19 protein-coding genes are annotated in these 22,679 nt (G+C 70.5%); 10 read left to right on the top strand and 9 right to left on the bottom strand.

From position 1 onward, the window contains the following. Positions 1-78: 78 nt before the first annotated feature. Together ACZ60T_RS12205 and ACZ60T_RS12200 are read left to right on the top strand one after the other, a co-directional pair. Positions 79-1,203: an ATP-binding protein gene (locus tag ACZ60T_RS12205; protein ID WP_365626317.1), complete on the top strand. Its 1,125-nt coding sequence runs from the start codon at positions 79-81 to the stop codon at positions 1,201-1,203. After that, positions 1,200-4,112 (top strand): DUF5682 family protein, encoded by a 2,913-nt coding sequence (locus ACZ60T_RS12200; RefSeq protein WP_469665801.1) that lies wholly within the window; start codon positions 1,200-1,202, stop codon positions 4,110-4,112. The genes ACZ60T_RS12205 and ACZ60T_RS12200 overlap by 4 nt, the downstream gene beginning before the upstream one ends. Here the strand turns inward: ACZ60T_RS12200 and ACZ60T_RS12195 are convergent. Then, positions 4,099-5,214: a PP2C family protein-serine/threonine phosphatase gene (locus ACZ60T_RS12195; protein WP_469665800.1), complete on the bottom strand. Its 1,116-nt coding sequence runs from the start codon at positions 5,212-5,214 to the stop codon at positions 4,099-4,101. The genes ACZ60T_RS12200 and ACZ60T_RS12195 overlap by 14 nt on opposite strands. A gap of 176 nt (positions 5,215-5,390) precedes the next feature. Between ACZ60T_RS12195 and ACZ60T_RS12190 the strand changes: the two genes are divergently transcribed. Continuing rightward, the gene (locus ACZ60T_RS12190; protein WP_469665799.1) at positions 5,391-5,696 is read left to right on the top strand and encodes a hypothetical protein; all 306 of its coding nucleotides are present in this window, start codon (positions 5,391-5,393) and stop codon (positions 5,694-5,696) included. Between the two features lie 145 nt (positions 5,697-5,841). After that, on the top strand, positions 5,842-7,695 hold the full coding sequence (locus tag ACZ60T_RS12185) for a thiamine pyrophosphate-binding protein (protein ID WP_469665798.1): 1,854 nt from the start codon (positions 5,842-5,844) through the stop codon (positions 7,693-7,695). A 31-nt stretch (positions 7,696-7,726) separates the two neighbouring features. On the opposite strand, the gene ACZ60T_RS12180 is transcribed toward ACZ60T_RS12185, so the two are convergent. The 3 genes from ACZ60T_RS12180 to ACZ60T_RS12170 are packed head-to-tail and all read right to left on the bottom strand — an operon-like array spanning position 7,727 to position 11,772. Then, a complete protein-coding gene (locus ACZ60T_RS12180) occupies positions 7,727-9,145 on the bottom strand; it encodes a mannitol dehydrogenase family protein (protein WP_469665797.1) in 1,419 nt (472 codons plus the stop codon). Next, entirely contained in the window at positions 9,142-10,350 is a 1,209-nt protein-coding gene (gene manD / locus ACZ60T_RS12175; RefSeq protein ID WP_469665796.1) for a D-mannonate dehydratase ManD, read from the bottom strand. The genes ACZ60T_RS12180 and manD overlap by 4 nt, the downstream gene beginning before the upstream one ends. A 30-nt stretch (positions 10,351-10,380) precedes the next feature. Further along, entirely contained in the window at positions 10,381-11,772 is a 1,392-nt protein-coding gene (locus tag ACZ60T_RS12170) for an MFS transporter (protein WP_469665795.1), read from the bottom strand. Between the two features lie 163 nt (positions 11,773-11,935). Between ACZ60T_RS12170 and ACZ60T_RS12165 the strand changes: the two genes are divergently transcribed. The 5 genes from ACZ60T_RS12165 (at position 11,936) to ACZ60T_RS12145 (ending at position 16,709) form a co-directional block, all read left to right on the top strand. Continuing rightward, a complete protein-coding gene (locus ACZ60T_RS12165) occupies positions 11,936-12,685 on the top strand; it encodes a GntR family transcriptional regulator (RefSeq protein WP_469665794.1) in 750 nt (249 codons plus the stop codon). A 93-nt stretch (positions 12,686-12,778) separates the two neighbouring features. Further along, positions 12,779-13,480 (top strand): bifunctional 4-hydroxy-2-oxoglutarate aldolase/2-dehydro-3-deoxy-phosphogluconate aldolase, encoded by a 702-nt coding sequence (locus ACZ60T_RS12160; RefSeq protein ID WP_469665793.1) that lies wholly within the window; start codon positions 12,779-12,781, stop codon positions 13,478-13,480. Continuing rightward, entirely contained in the window at positions 13,473-14,438 is a 966-nt protein-coding gene (locus ACZ60T_RS12155) for a sugar kinase (protein WP_469665792.1), read from the top strand. The genes ACZ60T_RS12160 and ACZ60T_RS12155 overlap by 8 nt, the downstream gene beginning before the upstream one ends. Before the next feature lie 255 nt (positions 14,439-14,693). Then, a complete protein-coding gene (locus ACZ60T_RS12150) occupies positions 14,694-16,340 on the top strand; it encodes an amidase (RefSeq protein ID WP_469665791.1) in 1,647 nt (548 codons plus the stop codon). Between the two features lie 90 nt (positions 16,341-16,430). Continuing rightward, complete coding sequence (locus ACZ60T_RS12145; protein WP_469665790.1) at positions 16,431-16,709, top strand: hypothetical protein; 279 nt, start codon at positions 16,431-16,433, stop codon at positions 16,707-16,709. Between the two features lie 57 nt (positions 16,710-16,766). Here ACZ60T_RS12145 and ACZ60T_RS12140 read toward each other — a convergent pair whose 3' ends face one another. The 3 genes from ACZ60T_RS12140 to ACZ60T_RS12130 form a co-directional block, all read right to left on the bottom strand. Next, on the bottom strand, positions 16,767-17,669 hold the full coding sequence (locus ACZ60T_RS12140; protein ID WP_469665789.1) for a GlxA family transcriptional regulator: 903 nt from the start codon (positions 17,667-17,669) through the stop codon (positions 16,767-16,769). Continuing rightward, positions 17,666-18,205, bottom strand: a complete 540-nt coding sequence (locus ACZ60T_RS12135) for a cysteine hydrolase family protein (protein ID WP_469665788.1) — start codon at positions 18,203-18,205, stop codon at positions 17,666-17,668. The genes ACZ60T_RS12140 and ACZ60T_RS12135 overlap by 4 nt, the downstream gene beginning before the upstream one ends. A 127-nt stretch (positions 18,206-18,332) precedes the next feature. Further along, positions 18,333-18,962 carry a phospholipase D-like domain-containing protein gene (locus ACZ60T_RS12130; RefSeq protein ID WP_469665787.1) on the bottom strand — a complete coding sequence of 210 codons (630 nt, stop codon included), beginning with the start codon at positions 18,960-18,962 and terminating at the stop codon, positions 18,333-18,335. A gap of 409 nt (positions 18,963-19,371) precedes the next feature. On the opposite strand from ACZ60T_RS12130, the gene ACZ60T_RS12125 reads away from it, so the two are divergent. Next, complete coding sequence (locus ACZ60T_RS12125; protein WP_469665786.1) at positions 19,372-20,379, top strand: NADP-dependent oxidoreductase; 1,008 nt, start codon at positions 19,372-19,374, stop codon at positions 20,377-20,379. 49 nt (positions 20,380-20,428) lie between these two features. On the opposite strand, the gene ACZ60T_RS12120 is transcribed toward ACZ60T_RS12125, so the two are convergent. Both ACZ60T_RS12120 and ACZ60T_RS12115 read right to left on the bottom strand, forming a co-directional pair. After that, the gene (locus ACZ60T_RS12120) at positions 20,429-21,034 is read right to left on the bottom strand and encodes a DUF305 domain-containing protein (RefSeq protein WP_469665785.1); all 606 of its coding nucleotides are present in this window, start codon (positions 21,032-21,034) and stop codon (positions 20,429-20,431) included. 149 nt (positions 21,035-21,183) lie between these two features. Next, positions 21,184-22,491: an LVIVD repeat-containing protein gene (locus tag ACZ60T_RS12115; protein WP_469665784.1), complete on the bottom strand. Its 1,308-nt coding sequence runs from the start codon at positions 22,489-22,491 to the stop codon at positions 21,184-21,186. Positions 22,492-22,679 lie beyond the last annotated feature (188 nt).

Here is a 22,679-nt window from a genome sequence, read left to right as displayed (position 1 = left end):
CGCGAGGGGACGCCCGGCCGCCGCTGCCCGCACGCCGCTGTCCCCCACTGACCTGATCCGCTCCGAAAGGCCTGTGCCATGTCCGACCTGCTGCGCGCCCCCGCCGAGATCAAGTACGCCGAGGAACTCGAGTGGTTGGAGTCGATCGACGACGGCCCCAAGCCGTTCTCCTGGCGGCTGTCCCCGAAGATGGTCCGTCTGTTCATCCTCGGCTCCGAGCGCGCCGACGGCCTCGACCGCGAGGTGGCGCAGAAGTGGTTCGGCGACCGGAGCTTCGTCGAGCGCTCCATCGTCACCCTCGCCTCCGACCGCGGCCTGCTGCTGATCGGCGACCCCGGTACGGGCAAGAGCTGGCTGGCGGAGCTGCTCTCGGCCGCGATCTGCCGCAACTCCACCCTGGTGGTCCAGGGCACGGCCGGTACCACCGAGGACCACATCAAGTACTCCTGGAACGTGTCCATGGTCATCGCCAAGGGCCAGTCGCGCGAGTCCATGATCCCCTCGCCGATCATGACCGCGATGGAGACGGGCGCCATCGGCCGCTTCGAGGAGCTGACCCGCTCCACCAGCGATGTGCAGGACGCGCTGATCTCGATCCTCTCCGAGAAGTACATCTCCGTACCGGAGTTGGAGAGCGACGGCGGCGGCGACAACATCGTCTTCGCCAAGCCCGGGTTCTCGATCATCGCCACCGCCAACAGCCGGGACCGGGGGGTCAACGACCTCTCCTCCGCGCTCAAGCGCCGCTTCAACTTCGTCCGCATCCCGGTGGTGACGAACAAGAAGAGCGAAGCCGAGATCGTCCGCTTCCGCACCGAGGAACTGCTGCGCCGCCATCGGATAGAGCTGGAGGTGCCGCCCACGCTCCTCGACGTCCTTCTCCAGAGCTTCGCCGATCTGCGCGCCTCGGCCGCCGCGGCCGGCAGCGACGACGAGAAGCTGGAGTCCGCGCTGTCCACCGCCGAGCAGATCGGTGTGCTCGAAGACGCCGTCCTGCACAGCAACTTCTTCGGCGAGCGCACCCTGACCGCCCGCGGCCTCGCCTCCTCGCTGGTCGGTTCCCTCGCCCGCCGCGAGCCCGAGGACCTGGCCATCCTCAACAAGTACCTGCACGGGGTCGTCGAGCCGCGCGGCAAGGAAGAGGGCGGCTCCTGGCCCGAGTTCCTGGAGGGCGGCCGTGACGCGATCGCCAAGCTGTCATGAGCGACGTTCCCGAGAGCCGCGTGGCCGCGACCCCGTTCGCGGCCCTGCGCGGTCAACTGCACGAAGCGGCGACGCGGTTCGCCGACGGTCCCGAAGCGCTTGAGGGCATCCTGCTGGGCATGGTCGACGACGTCGACCGCGCGCTGGGCGAGCGGCTGGAGATCTTCCCCGTCTGCCACCACTCCCCCGCCTCCGCCCTCGCGATGGCCCGCCGACTGCACGAGAAGCAGCCGAAGGTCGTCTATCTGGAGCTGTGCGAGGACATGGCGCCGCTCCTGACCGAACTGCGCAACTGCCGCCTGCCGGTGGCCGTACAGGCGTTCGCAAGCGAGATCGAGGGCCTGCCCGCCGAGTGGGCCCCGCTGTCGGTCGTCGCACCGATCACGGAAGCCTCCGCCGAGTACCAGGCCATCTCCTACGCACTGGACACGCCCGGCGTCGAACTCGTCCTCGTGGACCGTTCGTCCGACCATGTCTTCCAGTGGGACTCCCGGCACGAGCAGCCGAAGGAGCCGACCGACGACACGGCGAGCCCCGCCACCGAACCGGCCGAGGCCGCGCTGCACGGCGAGGCCGTCGGCGTCGAGATCGGTGATCTCCGGCCGCGCTTCGCCGAGTTGGAGGAGCATCTGCTGCGCCACGGCAAGGTGCGGCACTGGTCGGAGTGGTGGCATCAGTACGTCGAAGTGCCGCTCGGTGACAGCGATCACGACACCTACCGCCAGGTCATGTTCCTCATCGGCAGCCTGTTCCGGCGGCTCGCCCCGGGCGACGGGGACCGGGTGCGCGTGGACGAGGACCGCGAGCGGTACATGTGGACCCGGATGCGCGCGCATCTGCGCGCGACCGGCGCCGACCCGGAGGACTGCCTGTACATCTGCGGCGCCTTCCACGCGGCCGGCCGCGTCGAGGAGTTCGGCGTCCGCGGTACGGACACCTTCGCCATCTCCCCGCGCACGGCGACGCGTTGGCAGTACGGCCTGATCCCGTCGAGCCACGCGGCGATCGAGGCGCAGTTCGGCCTCGCCTCCGGGTCGGTGTCGATCGCCGCGACGCAGTGGGCGAAGAACCTCAAGCGCACCCGCGTGAAGCCGTACCGCCTGCAAGGGCAGGCCGGGACGAAGAAGGAGCGGCCCACGAAGGCCGCGGCGCCCGCTCCCGTCGTCCCCGCCGCGGCCACGGACCAGCTCTCCGGCTTCCTGAGCCGGCCACCGGTCCTCGACACCCTGGACGAGGCCGAACTGCTCGGCTGGTCCGTGGACATCACCCGCGCCGCGCGCCGCAACGGCTATCTCGCCTCGACCGCCGACGCGATCGCGGTGTTCGAGACGTCGATCCTGCTCGCCGGAATGCGGGACCGGGCCAAGCCGACGCCGTACGACTTCCAGGACGCGGCGATCACGTGCATCGAGAAGGACACCGTCCCCGGGCGGCGCGACGTACGCCGTCTGGTCGAGATCATGATGGGCGGGGACCGGATCGGCCAGGTCGGCTACGACGCGCTGCCGCCCCTCGCCCGCGACGTCCATGACCGGCTGGCGCCGCTCGAGCTGAACCTCCAGCAGCGCGGGGTGCGCCGGGCCCTGCTCGACATGGCGTCGCATCCGGAGCTGCGGGCCTGCTCGGACGTGCTCTGGATGCTGCGCAGGCTGATGCCGGCCGGTGCCGCACGGCCCATCATGGGCGAGCGGCGCCTCGGCGAACGCTCCATCCAGGAGTCATGGGACCTCTCGCTCGGCACGCATCAGCGGGCGCTCATCGAACTCGGCTACGAGGGCGTGAGTCTGGAGCAGGTGCTGGAGCAGCGGCTGCGACGCACCGCGTACGGGCCGCAGGCGACGACGGCGCAGGTACTGGCGGCGATCGAGGACGCGACGCTCCACCTCACCGGCCGCCGCCTGGCCGACGAGCTGGGCGCCCGCGCGCTGGAGGTCCTCGCCTCCGAGCGCACCGTCGACGGGGCGCCCGAGGTGCTGCGCCGGATACGCGGGCTGCTGGCGTACTACCGCACCCATGAGCCCGTGCTGCCCTCGTGGATCGAGTCGTTCGTCAAGGCCGGGTACGCCCACTACTGCACGCTGCTGCCGATGGCGTTCGCCGACGAGGACGCCTCCGTACGTCATGTGGCGGCGATGCTGGGCTTCCTGTTCAGCATGGAGGGCCTCGCGCTGTCGCTGGGCTGCGACCGGACCCAGCTCGAACTGGCCGTCGCCCAGTCGCATCCGAAGGATCAGGCGAAGACGGCCCTGCTGTGGGCGGCGCGGGTGCAGCTCGGCACCCTCTCGCGGGAGGAGGTGCGGACCCGCTGCGCCGAGCTGCTGGCCAACCCGCTGGTGGTGCCCTCCTACCCGCAGTACCTCAGCGGCTTCGTCCACGCCCTTGAGCCGGTGCCGGGCCTGGCGGACGTGGTGGTGGAGGCCGTGTCGAACGCGTTCGGGCGGCTTCCGGACGCCGTGCTGCTGCCGTGGCTGCCGGTCCTGATCACCACGCTGCGGTCGAACGCCGCGGAGCTGGCCCCGCTGATCGTCCGCGAGGCCGGGCGGATCTTCCCGGCGCGGCTGGCGGCGCTGGACACCTGGGTGCCGCCGTGGCGGCAGGAGCAGCCGACGGCACCGGCCCGGGGCGTCCGGACCTCCGAGGGTGTGGCGCTGCTCCCGGCCCACCCCGCGACCTGCGACGCGGTCGCGGATCTCCTGGGCTGCACGGACGGCTGGGGGGCGCGGGCCGAGGAGCGTCCTCGGGGCGCGCGGCTGCTCCCCGCGCACCCGGCGACGTGCGACGCGCTGGCGGATCTCCTGGGCTGCGACGCCCCGTGGTCGTCGGCCGACCGGACGCCCGGCACCGCCGCGCTGACGGCCGAGCACCCCGCCACGGCTCGGGCACTGGCGGAGCTGCTCACCGGCCCGTGACACCGGCATCGGCCGCCGGGGCATCGCGTCCCGGCGGCCGTGGCCGCTCGCTCGGAAGGCGTTCGACGGCGATGAGGGCGGCGTCGTCGCCGATGGATCCGTCGGTGTGGCGGAGCAGATCCTTGTGGACGTACGCGACGAGGCGCTCCGGGCCGCCGTTCCCGTCCCATGCCGCGATCCGCTCGGCCAGGGGGTAGAAGGTGCCTTCGCGGTTCCGTGCCTCGATGACTCCGTCGGTGTACAGCAGCAGGATGTCGCCGGGCTCGAAGCCGAAGGTGTCGACCACGTACTGGTCCTCGGCGGGGGGCATCAGGCCGAGCGGGCACCCCGGGCTGCTCGCGTCCAGCGGGCGGATGGTGCCCGCACGCAGCAGCAGGGGCGGCGGATGACCGCAGCTCACGATCTCCACCAGGCCGACCTCATCGGGGATGTCCAGCAGCAGCGCGGTCACGAACGACTCCGCGGCCACGGGGTCGTCGGCAGCGTCGCACGCCCACTTCCAGTACATGGCGTGCCCCAGGTGCATCACCATGCGCAGCAGCGAGAGGTTGCGGTAGGCGGAGCCGTGAAAGGCCCCGAGCAGGAGCGAGGTGTCCTCGATGGCGTTCAGCCCCTTGCCCCGGACATCGCCGATGACCAGCCGGGTCGCGCCGCCGTGGCGTACCGACGCGTACAGATCGCCGCCGACCTGGGCCTCCTCCTCGGCGGCGATGTAGTCGGTCGCGATCCGCAACGGGCCGGAGCGCCGGGGCAGCGGCCGGATCAGGACCTCCTGCGTGGCCACGGCCACGGAGCGGGTCCGTGCGAGCTGCTGCTCCTGCCGACCGCGGACATAGCGGAAGGCGACCAGGAACCCGGAGATCATCGCGATACCGAGGGCCTGTGCCTGCAAGTTCGTCGTCATCCTGGAGCCCTGGAGGACGGGCACGAGGATCTGCCCGGTCACGGCCAGGACGCCCATCAGCCCGATGCCGAGCGGCCCGGCGAAGGAGGCGGTGAGGGCAGGGGCGACGACCAGCAGCGGGCCGAGCTGGATGCCCGGGGTCAGGATGTCCGTGATCGTGATCGCGGCGATCAGCGCGAGCGGAATCAGGAGCAGCAAGTGGCGAGCCCGCACAGCCCGGCGACTTTCCCATATGTCCCGCTTTACGCTCATACCTCATGTTCGCATCCGGGATACTCCGACGCCTTCAGTCATGCACGCGTCAAGCTGCATGGAGGGTCGCAAGAACCTGCCTCGCGCAGCCTGGCGGCGCAGGCCGAACTATCGTCGCGCCCGTGACCGCATCACTGACATGCAGGAAGACACTCTCCCTCGAAGCGGGGTCCGTCTACGCCTGGGAGACCGCGGAAGGGGCCACCGGGAACATCCTGATCGACCCGGCGGAATCAGTCGCCCGCCCCTGCTCGGCGGAGGGAATACCCCTCGGCGGCATGGTCCTCGTCAAGAGCGTGGGGAATGTGGAGAACCCGCACCCGGACCCGGGAATCCGTCGCGCATTCCTGACCGCCGCATCGGTGATCTTCCAGGAGGGCGAACGACAGGGACGGCTGCCCGAAAGGATCACCCGCACCTACTGGTAGCACCCCACGCCGCCTCAAAGCCCCTCGTCTCGCAAGGAAGAGCGAGCACCTCGAATTCCCGTTCACTCAATTCAGCCGGCTTTTTTAGGAATTTACCAACCATACGAACCAGGAAATCGTTTCTCCATCTCTACGATCACGACCCATGACCGAAACTCCACGGGACAACTCCGCCACCCCCGCCTGCACAGTCGCCCGCTATCTCGCGCTGCGGTTGGGCGAGTTGGGGATCACCCATCTGTTCGGTGTGCCCGGCAACCACCTCGGCCCGTTCCTGACCACCCTGCGGGCCGAAGGCGACATCGAGTGGGTCGGCACCCCCACCGAGGGCGGCGCGGGCCAGGCCGCCGACGCCTACGCCCGCGTCCACGGTGTGGGCGCCGCCGCGGTCACGTACAGCGTCGGCGCGTTCAACCTGCTGAACGCCTGCGGTGGCGCCTATGTCGAGCGGGTCCCGCTCGTCGCCATCAACGCCTCCCCGCCCTACGAGCAGTGGCAGAACTACCGCGCCCTCGGCCTGCTCACCTCGCACATGAGCCCCCGCGCGGAGAGCAACCTGGACGCCTACCGGCAGGTCACCGTGGACGCGCAGGTCATCTCCAACCCCGGCCTCGCCGCCGGTCAGATCGACGCCGCGCTCACCGCGTGCCTCTCCGAGCGCAGGCCCGTCTATCTGGAGGTCATGGAGGACCTGTGGGACGAGCCCTGCCCCGAGCCCGAGGGGCCGATCCTGTGCCACGAACGGCCGTTCAGCGCGCGCAACCAGCGCATGCTGGACGACGCCGTCACCGCGCTGCTCACCCTGATCGAGGAGCACCCCGGCCCGGACGGCAGGCCCCGCCCCATCGTGTGGGCGGGCGAGGAGATCGACCGGTTCCGCCTCGGTGAGCAGCTCACCGAGCTGGTGGAGGCCACCGGTGTGCCGTTCTGCACCACCGTCGGCGCCAAGGCCGTCGTGGACGAGGACCTGACGCAGTTCCACGGCGTCTACAACGGCCACGCCAGCCACCCTGATGTGCACCGGATCTTCAAGGACTGGGCCACCTGCCGGATCGGCCTCGGCGCCTGGTCCACGTCGAAGAACCTCGAGGGCGAGCAGTGCGTGGGCGACGACTGGGTGATGGCGGCGAACGGCGGTGTCAGCGTGGGCACTTCCTACTTCCCCGATGTCCAGCTCCGCCAACTGCTGCCCGCCCTCCAGGACGCGCTGGTGAAGAGCTACGGCTTCGGGGGGCTGGCCGCCGACTACTACGCCGAGGCCCACGCCCACCACGGAGCCCGGAGCGACCGCCCGGCCAGCCTGGCGCACCACCGCGCCTCGCTCCGGATCAGCGGCTCGCGGTCCAGGCAGCCCGAACCGCTCGCCTACGACGGCGTGTTCGACCGGATCAACCACTTCCTGGGCCACGAGACCGAGCAGAACTGGACGGTGGTCTCCGACGCCGCGTTCTCCCTCATCGGCTCGATGCACCTCTCCCTGTCCGCAGGCCAGTACCTCTCGCAGGTCAGTTGGCTGTCCATCGGCTGGTCGGTCGGCGCGGCCACCGGCGCCGCGCTCGCCCCCGAGCGCGGACACGCCCGCCCGATGGTGTTCGTCGGCGACGGTGCCTTCCAGGAGACCTGCCAGGAGATCTCCACCCACACCCGGCTCGGACTGCGGTCGGTGGTGTTCGTCATGGACAACGAACACCTCTACGGCATCGAGCAGATGCTGGTGCACCCGTCCTACTTCGCCGAGCAGGCCGCCGAATCGGACGGGGCGGACTTCTACAACGTCCTCCACCCATGGCAGTACGAGCACCTCGCCGCCGTCTTCGCGGGCCCGAAGACCCCCGCGAACGGGGTCACTGTCGCGCACACCTCGGACCTGGACGATCTGCTGGTACGCCTCAATGACCCGACCGACCCGGTCAACACCGGACCGCTCCTGGTCCGCGTCCGACTGCCCCGGCACGACTATCCGCGCGCGATGGCGTACAAGGTGCCGAAGACCTCGTAGCCGCCCTCGCGGTCCGGGTGTCACCCGGCGGCTACAGCAGCGCCATGGGTCCGCCCGCGTCCAGGGCCGCGATCCGTTCGCCGACCGACGCGACGAGACCGGTGTCCTCGGCGAGGTCCGACGCACCGAGGACGGTGAGCAGTTCGCGCACCGCCGCTTCGGGTGCGCCGGTCCAGGCCGCACGGATCCGGTCGGCCTGCGGATCGTTCAGGTCCTGGTCGCGGGTGTGGCGGGCCCAGGCGGCGAGGGCACCGGTGAGCATCGGCGCGGAGCCACCGGCCGCGCGGAGTTCGCGCAGCGGGGGCAGCCAGCGCTCGGTGACCTTGAGCGAGCCGTCGGTGGCGATCTGCCGGAGCAGATGGCGCATCGCCGGGTTGGCGAAGCGGGCCACCAGGCCGTCCACGTACGCGTCGGCGTCGAGCCCGGTGGGCAGCGTGCCCGCCACCTCGGCGGCGTAGGCGCGCAGCACCGGCTCGGCCCACGGGGCGGTCATGGCGCCCGCGACGGTCTCCCCACCGTCCGCGAGGCCGAGGCAACTCAGCAGCGTGTGCGCGCCGTTGAGCAGGCGCAGCTTCATCATCTGGTACGGGGCGACGTCCGGCACGAAGAGCGCGCCGGTGTCCTCCCAGCGGGGGCGTTCGGCCATGAACGTGTCCTGGAGGACCCACTGGGTGAACGGCTCGCCCACCACGGCGCCTTCGTCGCGTACCCCGAGCACCGTGCTCGCCGCGTCCCGGTCGGCGCCGGTCGCAGCCGGGACGATGCGGTCGACGACGGTGGACGGGAAGGCGACGCGGGTCGTGATCCAGTCGAGGAGCGCGTCGGCGTCCGGCCAGCCGGAGGCCGCCACGAACGCGCGGACCAGCCGCGCCAGGACCCGCCCGTTGTCGGCCATGTTGTCGCAGCACACCACCGACAGCGGGGCGTCGAGGGTGCGCCGGGCGCGCAGGCCGTGCGCCAACTGTCCGACCACGCTGACCGGTTCGGGTCTTCCGGCGAGATCGGCCGCGACCGGCGGGGCGGTGGTGTCCAGGCCGCCGTCGGCCGCGCGCCCGTAGCCCTTCTCGGTCACCGTGGTGGTCACCACGGTGACGTCCGGGCAGCCCAGGAGTTCCCGCAGCCGGGTGGCGTCGTCCACGGCGTGGCGCACCTCGGTGAGTTGGCCGATCACCCGGGTGCGGGGGCCGTTCGGGGTGCGCAGGGTCAGGGAGTAGAGCCCGTCCTGCGGGGCCAGGGTGTCGAGGACGGTGCGGGAGCGCTGGGAGAAGCCCGCGATCCCCCAGCCGCCGCCGTGCAGCGCCTCGGCCTGCTCGGTGTGGACGGCCTGGTGGGCGCGGTGGAAGGCACCGAGGCCGAGGTGGACGATCCGCGTGCCGAGGGCGCGCGGGTCCACCAGGGGGCGGCTCCCGGCGGGGAGGGAGCCGAGCGTCGCGTACGAGAGTCTGTTCACCAGTCGTGCACCGATCCGTCCGAACGACGGCCCACCGGAAGGTACTTGGGGTCGTACGGGAAGCGGGCCGCGGCCTCCTCGTCGAGTTCCACGCCGAGTCCGGGCGCGTTGGAGGGGTGCAGGGCGCCGTCACGCAGCTCGTAGCCGGGCCGGAACACCTCGTGGGTGACCGGGGCGTGCTCCATGTACTCCTGGATGCCGAAGTTGGGCACCGTGACGTCGAGATGGACGGCGGCGGACAGGGAGACCGGGGACAGGTCGGTGGCGCCGTGCGAGCCGGTGCGGACCTGGTACAGCTCGGCGAGGTGGAAGATCCGCCGCAGATGGGTGATGCCTCCGGCGTGGGCGACGGAGCAGCGGATGTAGTCGATCAGGCGCTCGGTGATGAGCTGTTGGCAGTCCCAGATGGAGTTGAAGACCTCACCGACGGCGATCGGGGTGGTGGTCGCCTGCCTGATCTGCCGGAAGTTCTCCTGGAGTTCGGCCGGGGACGGGTCCTCCATCCAGAACAGCCGCAGTTCCTCGAGCTGTTGGCCGAGGCGCCCGGCCTCGGTGGGGGTGAGGCGGTGGTGGACGTCGTGCAGGAGGTGGAAGTCGAAGCCGAACCTCTCCCGGATCTCGGTGAGATAGCGCGGGGCGAAGTCCAGGTACTTCTCGGTGTCCCACAGTTGCTCGTCGGGAAGGGCCGCCGCGGCCGGTTCGTAGACGGCTCCCTTGCGGACGCCGTACGTGCCGGCCACCCCGGGCACCGCGGTCTGCGCGCGGATCGCACGGTAGCCGAGGTCCTTGAACCGGGCGACGTCGTCGACGAGTTCGCTCACCGTCGCCCCGCTGGCGTGGCCGTAGACCAGGGCGCCCTCGCGGGCCTTGCCGCCGAGCAGGTCGTACACGGGCATGCCCGCGACCTTGCCCTTGATGTCCCACAGCGCGGTGTCGACGGCGGAGACGGCCGTCATGGTGACCGGGCCCCGGCGCCAGTAGGCACCCTTGTAGAGGTACTGCCACATGTCCTCGATGCGGTCGGCGTCGCGGCCGATCAGCAGCGGGACGAGGTGGTCTCGCAGGTAGGAGGCGACGGCGAGTTCGCGGCCGTTGAGCGTGGCGTCGCCGAGGCCGGTCACCCCGTCGGAGGTGGTGAGCTTGAGGGTGACGAAGTTGCGGCCCGGCGAGGTCACGATGACCTTCGCGTCGGTGATGGTGGCCAAGGAAGCAGCCTTTCCCGGAAGCAGGGTGGATCAGTGGCTGGCGGACGGGGCGGTGGCGGCGGGCCGGGACTTCACGGCGGCGGGGCCCCAGTCGGCGTACTCGACACCGCCCCGCTTGCCGGGCGCGGTCTCGGGCATGAAGAACAGGGCCACCACGGAGACCAGGATCAGCGCCGCGACGTAGACCGCGACCCAGGTCCAGGAGCCGTCACCGGCGATCAGCAGCGCGGAGGCGACCACGGTGAACGGGCCCGAGGCGATCATCGAGCCGAACTGCCAGACCACCGAGACACCGCTGTAGCGGGCGCGGGCCGGGAACAGTTCGGGGAAGTACGAGGCCTGCGGCGCGTAGGTACCGGCGTGGCCGAGAGCGAGACCGGCGATCAGCAGCGCGACGATCACGGCCATGTCGCCGGACTCGATCGCCTTGAAGGCGGGGACGACCAGGACGAGGTTGAGCAGCGCGGCGGCCAGATAGACCGGGCGGCGGCCGACCTTGTCGGTGAGGCGGCCGATCAGCGGTATCGCGACCAACTCGCAGGCGATGGCGATCATCACGGCGTTGAGGATCATGCCGCCGTCGACGTCGTGCTCCTTGCCGTAGGCGACCAGGAAGACCGTGTAGAACGGGAAGACCGCGGCCTCGACGAACTTGGTGAACAGACCGCCGAACAACTCCCGCTTGTGGTCGCGGGTCAGGACCTTGAGCGGCGCGGTCTCCTTGGCCTCGGGCTTCGTGGCCTCGGTCTCCTTGGCGGCCTCGAAGGTCTCCGACTCGTCGATCTTCAGACGGACGAACAGGCCGATGACGACCACGAAGAGGGAGAGCAGGAAGGGGACGCGCCAGCCCCAGGAGAGGAACGCCTCCTCGGAGAGCTGCGTGGTCAGCAGGGCGAACAGGCCGGTCGGGACCAAGTAGGCGGCGGGCGAGCCGAGTTGGACGAAGCTGGCCAGGAACCCTCGCTTGCCGGGCGGCGACTTCTCCGCGGTCAGCAGTACGGCGCCGCCCTGCTCGCCGCCGACACCGAAGCCCTGCACCAGACGGACGAGGACGAGGATCACCGCGGCCCAGATGCCGATCTGGTCGTACGTCGGCAGCAGACCGACCACGAAGGTGCCGAGACCGGTGAGGAGCAGCGTGAAGACGAGCGCCTTCTTGCGGCCGACGCGGTCACCGATGTGGCCCCAGACCAGACCGCCGAGCGGGCGCGCGAAGAAGCCGACGGCGTACGTCGAGAACGCGGCCAGGGTGCCCACGGTGGGGTCGACCTCGGGGAAGAAGACCTTGTTGAAGGCCAGGGCCGAGGCGGTGCCGTAGATGAAGAAGTCGTAGTACTCGGCGATGGTGCCGACCACCGAGGCGCCGATGGTGCGCCGCAGGTCCTTCGGTGGGGCGTCGTCGAGGGGAATCGTGTCGCTCATCTTCCTGCCTCCTTGCAGGCTCAACAAGGCCACGTGGCCCGTCTGTCGGAGATGGCCCGCGCAGCGGAGCCGTGGCGCGAACCGCGCCGAGCGCCACTGTGACCCAGTGGCGTCGGCTACCATACAAGTACGTCAGAAATCGTCAAGTGTCGGAGGAACGACGATGGCCTCGCCCTCAGGACTGCACGCCGCACGGGCGCGGGGAGGGAACGCACGGCAACTCGTCCATGAGCTGCTGCGCGCACGGATCGTAGGGCTCGAACTGCCGCCCGGAGCACCGCTGTCGGAGAACGAGCTGGCGGCCGAGCTGGGGGTCAGCCGCACCCCGGTGCGCGAGTCGCTGATCCTGCTCGCCGAGGAGGGACTGGTCGACGTCTATCCTCAACTCGGCACGTTCGTCTCACGGATCAGGGAACGGGACATCGCCTCCGCCCAATTCGTCCGCGAAGCACTGGAATTGGCCGCCTTGCGGCACAGCGTCGAGCGGACCGACGAGCGGGACCTGCTCGAACTGCGGGCCCTGCTCGCCGCGCAGACCGACGCCGAGCGCCGCGCGGACCCGGAGACCTTCTTCCGCCTCGACGAGGAGTTCCACGCCCGGCTGATGGCCGCCGGGGGCCACCCCGAGGCCTGGTCGTTCGTGCAGCACGCCAAGGCCCATCTGGACCGGGCCCGCCGGCTGTCGCTGCCGCTGGAGGACCAACTCGCCCTGCTGATCGGGCAGCACACCGACGTCGTGGACGCGGTGGAGCGCCGCGACGCGACGGCCGCGGACGCGGCGCTGCGCGGGCATCTGCGACAGGTGTTCGCGGACGTCGAGACGGTACGCACCCAGCACCCGGAGCTGTTCGCCGAGGAGGACGCCCCGCCCCGGCCCCGTCGCGCCCAGCGCAAGCGGCCGACGTCGGGCTGAACCGCGCGTGCGCGCTCGTACGTAGCTGAACCGCGCGTGTGCTCTCGTACGTACCCGACCACCCCTCCCACTCCCCTCACGAAGGAGCCGCCCATGTGTACGGCCGCCACAGCCGACGGGTCCCGGACCGAGCCCAAGACCGAGCCCCGGCCGCTGAGTTCGACCCTCCTGGAGACCCGGGTGATCGCCGTCCTGCGCGCGGCGGACGCCCGGTATCTGCGTCCGGCCGCGGAGGTACTCGCCGAAGAGGGCGTCCGCAGCATGGAGGTCACGCTCACCACCGCCGGAGGTGTGGCCGCGATCGCCGAACTCTCCGCGGCCCTCGGTGAGGACGCCGAGGTCGGCGCGGGCACCGTGCTGTCCGTTCCCGACCTCGACGCCGTGGTCGAGGCGGGCGCGCGGTATGTCGTCACCCCGCACACCGACCCCGAGTTGATACGCGCGGCCGTGGCGCGCGGCGTACCGATCGTTCCGGGCGGGCTCACGCCGACCGAGCTGCACACCGGTCGGGAGGCGGGAGCGAGCGCGGTGAAGCTGTTCCCGGCCTCCGCGGTCGGTCCGGGCTATGTGAGGGATCTGCACGGGCCGTTCCCGGCGCTGCCGGTGATCCCGTCCGGCGGTGTGGACCGCGCCACGTGCGGCGACTGGATCCGCGTCGGCTGCCCCGCCGTCTCCATGGGCGGCCCGCTGCTGGGCGACGCGCTCAAGGGCGGCGACCTCGGCGAACTGCGCGAGCGCGCCCGCGAGGTGGTGCGGAACGTGTCCGAGGCGGCGCGGGAGGTCTCCGGTGGCTGAGCGGACGGAAGCGGCGGCGCGGGTCGTCACGCTCGGCGAGACGATGGCGCTGCTCACCCCGGACCGGGTGGGCTCCCTGGCCCATGTGCCGGGCATGTCGCTGTCGGTGGGCGGCGCGGAGAGCAACGTGGCGATCGGGCTGCGGCGGCTCGGGGTGGCGGCCACCTGGATCGGGCGGGTCGGCGACGACCCCTTCGGGCGTACGGTCGTACGCGAGTTGCGGGCCGAGAACCTCGACGTGCGTGCCACGGTGGACAGTTCGGCGCCGACCGGCCTGATGGTCAAGGAGCGGCGCACCGCGCGCACCGCGGGCGTCTGGTACTACCGCGCGGGCAGCGCGGGCTCCCGCCTCTCCCCCGCCGACGTGACCGCCGACGCGCTCGACGGTGCCGCCCTGCTGCACGTCACCGGCATCACCCCGGCGCTCTCCGCGACCGCCGCGGACGCGGTGCGCAGCGCCGTGCGGGCGGCGCGGGAACGCGGGATGACGGTCTCCTTCGACGTCAACCTCCGTACCAGGCTGTGGAGTCCGGCGGAGGCGGCGAACGGCCTCGCCGACCTGGTCCGGGCCGCCGACGTGGTCTTCGCGGGCACCGAGGAGGCGGAGCTCTTCGTCGACGCGCACGACGACCCGCTGGAGACGGCCGCCGCGCTGTGCGCCCTCGGTCCGTCGCAGGCCGTGGTCAAGCTGGGTTCCGCGGGCTGCGCGGCCGTGGCCGACGGGGAACGCCTCGCCGTACCCGCGGTCCGGGTGGATGCCGTGGACACGGTCGGCGCGGGCGACGCGTTCGTCGCGGGCTACCTGGCCGAACTCCTCGCCGCGAAGCCACTGGAGGACCGCCTGCGCACGGCGGTCGCGACCGGCGCGTTCGCCTGCACGGTCCCCGGCGACTGGGAGGGCTTGCCGACCCGCGAGGAACTGTCGTTGCTGACGGCTACGGAGAACGTGGCACGCTGAGGTGCCGCGGGAGCGCGGGTGAGGAGGGAAGGATGCCGGTATGTCCATCCCGACCACGATGAGCACCGCACACGTCGGCAAGGTCCTGTCGATCTACCAGGGACAGGCGTGCGGCGGTACTCGGCTGAAGCCTGCTGCACGCCGAAATCACCGTGCGTGGGGACCACTTCACCATGGTGCGGTAACACGCCCGGCGACAGGGGGAGACGCAGAAGCCCCTTGCGTCCGGCGGTCCTCCTGGAGTGGGCTGGCCTCATGAGGAACCCTGCGAAGAGCCCTGCGAAGAACCCCGTGAAGAAGAGAAGCTGTGTGGCACTGACCGTGGCCCTGGCCGTGGCGCCCCTTCTGGCGGCGGGTGTGCCGGGGCAGCGTGCGGTGGCCGCCGACTCCGGTACCGGCGGTGCCTCGTCCCCCGCCGAGTCGACGCTCCTGCGCGGAGTGGACCTGGAGACGGTGACGATCCCCGAGTTACAGGCGCGCATGAAGCGCGGGTCCCTGACCTCATCGGAGCTGACCCGGGCGTACCTGCGGCGGATCAAGGCGATCAACCCGCAGATCAACGCGGTGCTGCGCACCAGCCCGACGGCCCTGCGCCAGGCGGCCGCCAGCGATACGAGGCATCGCCTCGGCAAGGTCCGCGGCCCGCTCGACGGCATCCCCGTCCTGCTGAAGGACAACGTGAACACCCGTGACATGCCGACCACGGCCGGGTCGCTGGCGCTCGCCGGAAGCCCGCCGGACACAGACGCCGAACTGGTCGCAAGGCTGCGCGCGGCAGGCGCGGTGATCCTCGGCAAGGCCAACATGTCCGAATGGGCCAACTTCCGCGCGGCTAAGCCGACTTCGGGCTGGTCGGCGGTGGGAGGCCAGACACACAACCCGTACGTCCTGGACCGGAACCCGTGCGGATCGTCCTCCGGTTCGGCCGCCGCGCTGGCCGCGTCGTTGACGCAGGTGGCGATCGGCACCGAGACGGACGGCTCCGTCGTGTGCCCGGCCGGGATGAACGGAGTCGTCGGCCACAAGCCCAGCCTCGGACTGGTCAGCCAGTCCGGCGTCGTCCCGATCTCCGCCGAGCAGGACACGGCCGGCCCCATGGCACGCAACGTCATCGACACCGCGATCACCCTCTCGGTGCTCAGCGGTCACAACGCCGCAGGCGCCGACGGTGCCCTCACGGAGGCGGTCACGCGGCCGGACGGTCTGCGCGGCAAGCGGATCGGCCTGTGGCGGCTGCCCTCGCTCGGCGCCGAGGTGGACGCCCTGATGACGCGGACCGCGGCACGACTGCGTGCCGCCGGGGCCAAGGTCGTCGAGGTGACACCGCCGTACCAGGACAGGCTCGCGGAACTCGAGTTCCCGGCCCTGCTGAGCGAGTTCCACCGCGACATCGACGCCTATCTGTCCACCCGCAAGGGGCCTCGCGACCTCGCCGAGCTGATCGAGTTCAACCGCACGCACCCGGCCGAACGGTCCTGCTTCGCGGGCCAGGAACTGCTCGAGCAGGCCCTGGCCGCGCCGTCGACCACGGACCCGCGCTACCGGGCCATGCGCGCCGAGTTGAAGGACCTGTCCCGGCGGTCCATCGACGAGACCATGGCCGCCCACGACCTGGACGCCATCGCCTCCCCGACGAACCCGCCCGCCTGGACGACGGACTGCGCGCGCGGCGACAACGACGTGATCCCGTCCTCCACCCCGGCCGCCGTCGCCGGCTACCCCTCACTGTCCGTACCCGCCGGATCCGTAGACGAGTTGCCGGTCGGCCTGCTCCTGATGACAGGCAACCACCGAGACGCCGAACTGCTGTCACTGGGGACGGCAGTGGAACAACGCCTGAACGCCTGGCGCACACCGCGATACCTGCCGTCGCTGCCGTCCGAAGCCGCTCGTGGAGAGTGATGTCGGTGCTGTGTGATGGGATGACCGGACTCTTCCATCGATCCTCCATCGAACTTCATTGATCTGCCGTTGATCTGCCGGGAGCCCGCCATGACGTCCTCGTTCCCGTCCCTGACTCATGCCTTGGCCGAGGCATTGGTCGATGTCCTGTGGTTCGTCGACGGCAGTGAGGACGAGCAGATGGATCCGGACGAGGCCGTCAAGGTCCTGGAGGGAGTCGCCCGCTTGGTCAGCAGGCTGTCGAGTGATCAGCGGCAGGAGTTGACCCGTCTGGTCGGGGCGATGGCAGAAGCGGAGTCCGACCCGGCTCGACGCGCGTTCCTGGAAGAGTTCCCAGAAGGTTCCGGACTCCTGGATGGTGCGTACTGAACAGCCGACGCCGACCCCAAAACGATCAACGGGCCGTCGGCCGGGGCGGACACGGTGTCAGCGCCTGAGGCGGCGGAGCATCCGGGCGTCCTCGAAGCCGACCTCGCGGGCAGCCGACTCGACGGTCGCGCCATGGCTGATGAGGTGTTCGGCGCGTTCCAGTCGCAGGGCCTGCTGGTAGCGCAGCGGGGTGAGGCCGTCCGTGGCCTTGGCGAACAGGCGGGTCAGCGTACGGGCGCTGACACCCGCGTGGGCGGCGAGACGGGACAGCGGAAGGGGCTCGGCGTAGTGGGTGTCGATCAGGCTCTGCACCCGGTGCACGGTGTCGTCCAGATGGCTACGGTGCCGGAGCATGGCACTGGCCTGAGGTTCGTCGCCGTTGCGGCGGGCGTAGACGACCATCTCGCGCGCCACTCGGGCGGCGAGGGCCGGGCCGTGCCGCGCGGCCAGCAGATGCAGGGCGAGATCGATGCCGCTGGCGATGCCGGCCGAGGTCACGACCCGGTCGTCGGTGGTGAACAGCACGTCCCGTACGACCGCGGCCCGGGGGTAGCGGACGGCGAGTTCGTCCTGGAGCTGGTGGTGTGTGGTGCAGCGGCGGCCGTCGAGCAGACCGGCCTGGCCCAGCCCGTCGGCTCCGGCGCAGACGCTGGCGACGGTGCCGCCCGCGGCGTGGTGCGCGCGCAGACGCTCGACGGCGGACGCGTGCAGCACGGGTCCGCCCCGCAGGACGGAGCCCCGCCACCCCGGCACCATGATCAGATCGTCGCGCCCCAGGACGGGCCAGTCCGTCCGGGCCACGAGGGGAAGACCCTCGGCGCTCACAACCTGCGGCCGCTCGGCCACGTAGTCGAGCGTGTACGGCTGCCCGAAGTCGGCCGCCCCGGCGAAGACCTGAGCGGGTCCGGCCAGGTCGAGCAGGTGGACTTCGGGCAGCAGAACGAAGACGACGCGGGTCATACCGCCGATGGTGCCAGCTCCGCCACGGTGGCGATCCGGGCGAAGCGGTCACGCAGGACAGCCTGCGTGCGCTCGATGATCGCCTCGGCGCTCAGCTCCCCGATCGGATTGGTAGCGGTCGCGTCGGCCACGAACACGACGTCGTAGCCGAGGTCGCTGCCGAGCCGGGCCGTGGTCTCCACGCACTGCTCGGTACGGATCCCGCACACCCACAGCTCACTCACCCCCGCCTCGGTCAACCGCTGCTGGAGGTTGGTGGTGGTGAACGCGTTGTGCGAGGTCTTGTACAGCACCGACTCCCCCGGCAGCGGCTCCTCCAACTCCTTCAGAAGCCGGACATGCCCCAGCGCCGGATCGAACACGTCGTTGCTGCCGGGCTCGTTGTGCAGCACCCAGACCACAAGGTCACCGTTTTCCCGCGCGATCCGGACCAGCCGGTTCACCGGGTCAGCGATCTGCGGGTTGCTGATCTGCTCCCACAGCGGTCGAGCACGAAAGGACTCCTGGACATCGATCACGATCAACGCTCTCTTCATGTCCCCCAGTCTGACCTGGGAGGATCCGGGAACGGCAGACACGATCGGGGCCGGATGCGGAACGATCCGGTCAGACGCCCCGGGCTGGACCGACACGGCTGCGAGGGCAAGGCCCCGGCACCGTCCTTCAGGGTCGGAACCGCCTGAGGATGCCGAGGCGTTGCAGCTCCACGATGTGCTCCGCCGCGCGCAGCGGTGCTTCCCCTCCGGTCACCAGCAAGCCCGCCTCGATATTGCGACGGGCGGCGGACTCGGTCAGGTTGGCGCTGCCGAGGAAGAGCGTGCGACGGTCGGCGACGGCCAGTTTGGCATGCTGACGCGAGCGCCCCGTCCGGGCCGAGTCCCGGGCCCAGGACCAGAGTTGGAGTCCGGGTACGGAGGCGAACGCGTCGGCGGGTTCCTTCCCGGAGAGGAGTCCCCCGGCACCGGCCAGGGTCTCGACCACGACATGTGTCCGCACGGCCGGTGTCGAAGGCCCGCTCCACACCGTGCGTACCCGGACCGCGTGCCGGTCCCGCTGCCGGGCGGCGGTGTAGCCGCGCACATAGGCAGCCGCCTCGGCGGGCGGCACCGACTCCGCCGCCATCGCGTCGCACAACCGGGCAACGCTCTCGCCGACCCCCGGTGTCGCCAGTTCGGTCAGGATCCGTTCCCTGGAGCGTCCCTGGGCGAGCAGCCCGGCGAGGTCCTTGCTGCGGGAGAGGCCGAGGGCCGCGACGGCCGCCCCGGCAGCCGCCTCGAAGGCCGGTCGACTCACGGCAGCAGGCCGACCGGTGTCAGCACCGGGTCCAGGTCACCGGCCAGCGGGACAAGGAAGCGGCGGTCCAGGAACCGGTTGCCGCGTTCGCACGTGGTCTCCGACACGAACAGGCAGACGTGGCAGGCCGCTCCGTGAGGGCACTGCTGCCCCAACCTCCCGGATCGGGCGCGGACTTGACGAGCGACATGAGCGACCGCCTCGCCGCAGGCGGCCTGACGCGGGCCCGAAGGCCATGGCCGCGTCAGCAGGCGTCCTGCACAAGCACATCCCGCATGACAGGGGAACCTCATCCTGAAGCGACGACGCCAAGGTGGCCCTGGCCGTGGCCCACCAGACGCCGGGCCGCCGGCGTCACTGCACGCTGGAGTTGTCGGCTGACGCGCGTGGCGACCGACGCTGCGCGGGCATGGCAGTGCACACTCGGGTGAAGTCCACCTTCCCCGGAGGCGTCATGCCGCAGTCGGAGCCAACTGATGCACGGATGCGGGCCTGCGGGGTCGCTGAAATGTCCGGTCCGGTCCAGTTGCTACGGCTGCCCAGGCCCCAATCACCCGGGCCGGGCGAGATCTTGCTCGACGTCCTGGCCGCCGGGGTCGGCCCCTGGGACCAGCTGCTTGCCTCCGGCGAATGGGACGTGGGCCTGCGCTATCCGGCGGCCCTCGGGGTGGAGGGCGCAGGTCGTGTCGTCGCCCTGGGGCCGGATGTCACAGCCTTCTCCGTGGGTGACCTGGTGCTGGCCCACGGTGCTCCGCTGCCCGGTCACAGCGGCTTCTGGGCCGAGCAGGTGCTGCTGCGAGCCACGGACGCGGCACCTCTGCCCGAAGGCCTGGACGTGGCGCGGGCGGCGGCTCTCCCCGTCAACGGCCTGACCGCCTGTCAGGCCTTGGACTGGCTGGACCTGTCCAGCGGCATGCACCTGCTGGTGACCAACGGAGCAGGAGTGACCGGGGCCCTCGTTCTCCAACTCGCGGTCGCGGCTGGAGTCCATGTGACGGCGACGGCGTCCCCCCACTCCTTTGACCGGCTGCGCCGCCTGGGCGCGAGAGACGTCATCGACTACCACCGCCCCGACTGGCCGCGCGAAGTCGGGCGCGTCTTCGACGCGGCGCTCGCCGCAGCCCCCGGAACGGCCGCCACCGCAGGGGCACTTGTCCGCCCGGGTGGACGGCTGTGCTCCATCACCGCGGGCGCCCCGACCACGAGTGCCGAACTCACTTCGGTCGATCTCTACGTCCGTCCGGACGCAGAGACCCTCGCGGTCCTCGCCGGCCGGCTCCGCGACGGCGTACTCGACCTGCCCACGGAGGTACTGCCCCTTGACGACGGCCTCGGCGCCTTCGACCGGTCCACGAGGGGCCTCACCGGCGGAACCAAGCTCGTGCTCCGCGTCACCGACCCGGCTTCCTCGGACTGAGACTTCGAACAGGTACGGACGGTGTCACCAGCTCCCTTCCGTCGGCGGGCTACGTCTTGTCGTCCAGCATCCGCTGCATCATCTGGACCTGGGCGTACTGGGTGGCCAGCATGTCGGTCGCCCACGTCTGTATGGTCTCGTCGGTGCCGTTGGTGAGCACCTCCGTCAGCATGCCGATCGCACCGTTGTGGTGCTTGATCATCAGCCGCAGGTACTGCACGTCGAAGGCGTTGCCGGTCGCCGCGCTCAACTGGTCCAGTTCCTCGGGGGTGGCCATCCCCATCTTCTCGACCATCATCGGATCCTGAAGCATCTCCTCGTAGGCCTGCTGGGGATCCGTCTTCTCGAGGCCGTTCCACTCCTGCCACGACTGCATCATGTAGATCTCGAGGCCCTGCTCGACGTCGATCCGGTCGGCGAGCGCAAGCAGATCGCTGTCGCTGGACCTCGACGGGGCCATCCGGCTCAGGATGAGCGCCTGTTGGTGATGCGGGATCATCATGGCGACGAAGTCCGCGTCGGCGTTGTTCGACTCGACCTGTGGACTCATCGGCGTCGAGGCGGGATCAGCCGCTGCGGCCCGAGGCATCTGCCCAACCGCCGCGTCGGCGGACACGGTTGCGACGACGAGCAGGCAGGCGGCTGTCAGCAGCACACTTGCGACTCTGCGGTACCTCACTGTGCGCCTGTTCCCTTCTGCCTCGCCACGCGGCGGGCTGAACTTGTGGGTTGCTGCACGTGTGGGTGCGGCCCCGGCGGACGGCCCCGGCGGACGCGTGCCGCCCGCCGGGGCCATGGGCGGAATCAGGGCTTGTAGCTGTACTGGGTCTGCGCGTTCATGAAGTCCAGCCGGACCCGGTTGGCACTGTTCGGCGCTCCGGTGAGCTGGAGCACGTCCAGGCCCTTGGTGATGTCACTGGAGTAGATGCGGCCGTTGTACCAGTACGCCGACCAGGAGCCGCCGAGCTGCAAGGTCTCTTTGGACAGCGGGCCGCGCTCGAAGTAGCCGATCTCCTTCGCGTGATCGGGGTCGGTGAAGTCGATGACCGATACGCCGCCCTGGTACCAGGACTGCACCATCATGTCGCGGTGCTTGGCCGGGATCAGCGAGCCGTTGTGGGCGACGCAGTTCTCCGTCTGCTCCTGCATGCGCGGAATCTTGAAGTAGCTGCGGAACACCAACCGGCGGTTGTCGCCCTCGCCCTTGATGTCGTAGATGGCGTCGGCGCCGCGGTTCGGCCCGATCTGCTCGTTGCAGGTCGGCGCGCTGCCGCCCCCGAGTTCATCGGTGAAGACCACGCGGTTCCCGTCGTTGGTGAACGTCGCCGAGTGCCAGAAGGCGAAGTTCGCGTCGGTGGCGCTGGTGATCACGTACGGATCGGTGGGATCCGAGATGTCGATCAGAGCACCCTCGCCCATGCAGGCACCGGCGGCCAGAGCCTTCTCGGGGAAGACGGTGATGTCGTGGCAACCCGCGGTGGCACCCGCGCCGCCGTCAGGGAAGAGCACGGGCGTGGCGACCACGGACGCGGAGTCCGGGTCGTCCAGGGGAACCTTCACGATCGAGATCGAGTCGTGGGGCGGCTGGCAGTGCGGGAACGCCGGGGACGGGCCGTACGAGGAGATGTAGAGGTAGGCCGTCTCTCCGCCGTCAGCGGGAACGTACGTGTGCGTGTGGGAACCGCAGTCGGTCCGCACCGACTTCAGGTACTCGGGGTTCCCCTTGTCGCTGATGTCGAAGATGCGGATGCCTTCCCAGGCGTCCGGGTTGGCCGCGTTGGAGTTCGTGCTCGCACAGGACGGATCCGACTGCGGGTTGTCGACCGACACGAACAGCAGCTTGCCGTCCTCGGAGACGGTGGGGTCACCCTGACCGCCGTTGCACGCCGTCTGGGAGACGATCTTCGGCTTCGTGGGGTTCTGGATATTGTAGATCGTGAACCCGGCATAGGTGCCCTGAATCGCGTAGTTGCCGTAGAACGCCAGGTCGCTGTGGGTGGCATCGGCAAGCGGACCCTGCCTCGGGACGTTCGCCAGGTGCTTGATGTTCGCACTGTGTGATATCTCGTCTACGCCGAGGTCACGGTCTTGGGCGGTGGACGGGCCGACCATCCCGAACGACGTGACTACGAGTACGCCGGCGAGTAGGGCCGCCTTGAGTGCGCGGCGCGCTCTTCGCGCGAATGCCGATCCTTGCAACGCAGGGCCTCCTGCCACGAGGGGCGTCACGGACCCACGCAATATAGAAGCCTTGTCATGATCAGATCTAGGCATGGTCATGACATGGCTGCTCGTGGCCG

The sequence above is a fragment of the Streptomyces sp. NPDC104371 genome (assembly GCF_055583785.1).
This window is presented reverse-complemented; position numbering and strand designations above follow the sequence as displayed.

What these genes read in the sequence shown, in the direction of transcription:
- ACZ60T_RS12205 (WP_365626317.1), top strand. Translation starts at nt 79, where the DNA reads ATGTCCGACCTGCTGCGCGCCCCCGCCGAGATCAAGTACGCCGAGGAA.
- ACZ60T_RS12200 (WP_469665801.1), top strand. Translation starts at nt 1,200, where the DNA reads ATGAGCGACGTTCCCGAGAGCCGCGTGGCCGCGACCCCGTTCGCGGCC.
- ACZ60T_RS12185 (WP_469665798.1), top strand. Translation starts at nt 5,842, where the DNA reads ATGACCGAAACTCCACGGGACAACTCCGCCACCCCCGCCTGCACAGTC.
- ACZ60T_RS12170 (WP_469665795.1), bottom strand. Translation starts at nt 11,772, where the DNA reads ATGAGCGACACGATTCCCCTCGACGACGCCCCACCGAAGGACCTGCGG.
- ACZ60T_RS12165 (WP_469665794.1), top strand. Translation starts at nt 11,936, where the DNA reads ATGGCCTCGCCCTCAGGACTGCACGCCGCACGGGCGCGGGGAGGGAAC.
- ACZ60T_RS12160 (WP_469665793.1), top strand. Translation starts at nt 12,779, where the DNA reads ATGTGTACGGCCGCCACAGCCGACGGGTCCCGGACCGAGCCCAAGACC.
- ACZ60T_RS12150 (WP_469665791.1), top strand. Translation starts at nt 14,694, where the DNA reads ATGAGGAACCCTGCGAAGAGCCCTGCGAAGAACCCCGTGAAGAAGAGA.
- ACZ60T_RS12145 (WP_469665790.1), top strand. Translation starts at nt 16,431, where the DNA reads ATGACGTCCTCGTTCCCGTCCCTGACTCATGCCTTGGCCGAGGCATTG.
- ACZ60T_RS12140 (WP_469665789.1), bottom strand. Translation starts at nt 17,669, where the DNA reads ATGACCCGCGTCGTCTTCGTTCTGCTGCCCGAAGTCCACCTGCTCGAC.
- ACZ60T_RS12135 (WP_469665788.1), bottom strand. Translation starts at nt 18,205, where the DNA reads ATGAAGAGAGCGTTGATCGTGATCGATGTCCAGGAGTCCTTTCGTGCT.
- ACZ60T_RS12125 (WP_469665786.1), top strand. Translation starts at nt 19,372, where the DNA reads ATGGCAGTGCACACTCGGGTGAAGTCCACCTTCCCCGGAGGCGTCATG.
- ACZ60T_RS12115 (WP_469665784.1), bottom strand. Translation starts at nt 22,491, where the DNA reads ATGGTCGGCCCGTCCACCGCCCAAGACCGTGACCTCGGCGTAGACGAG.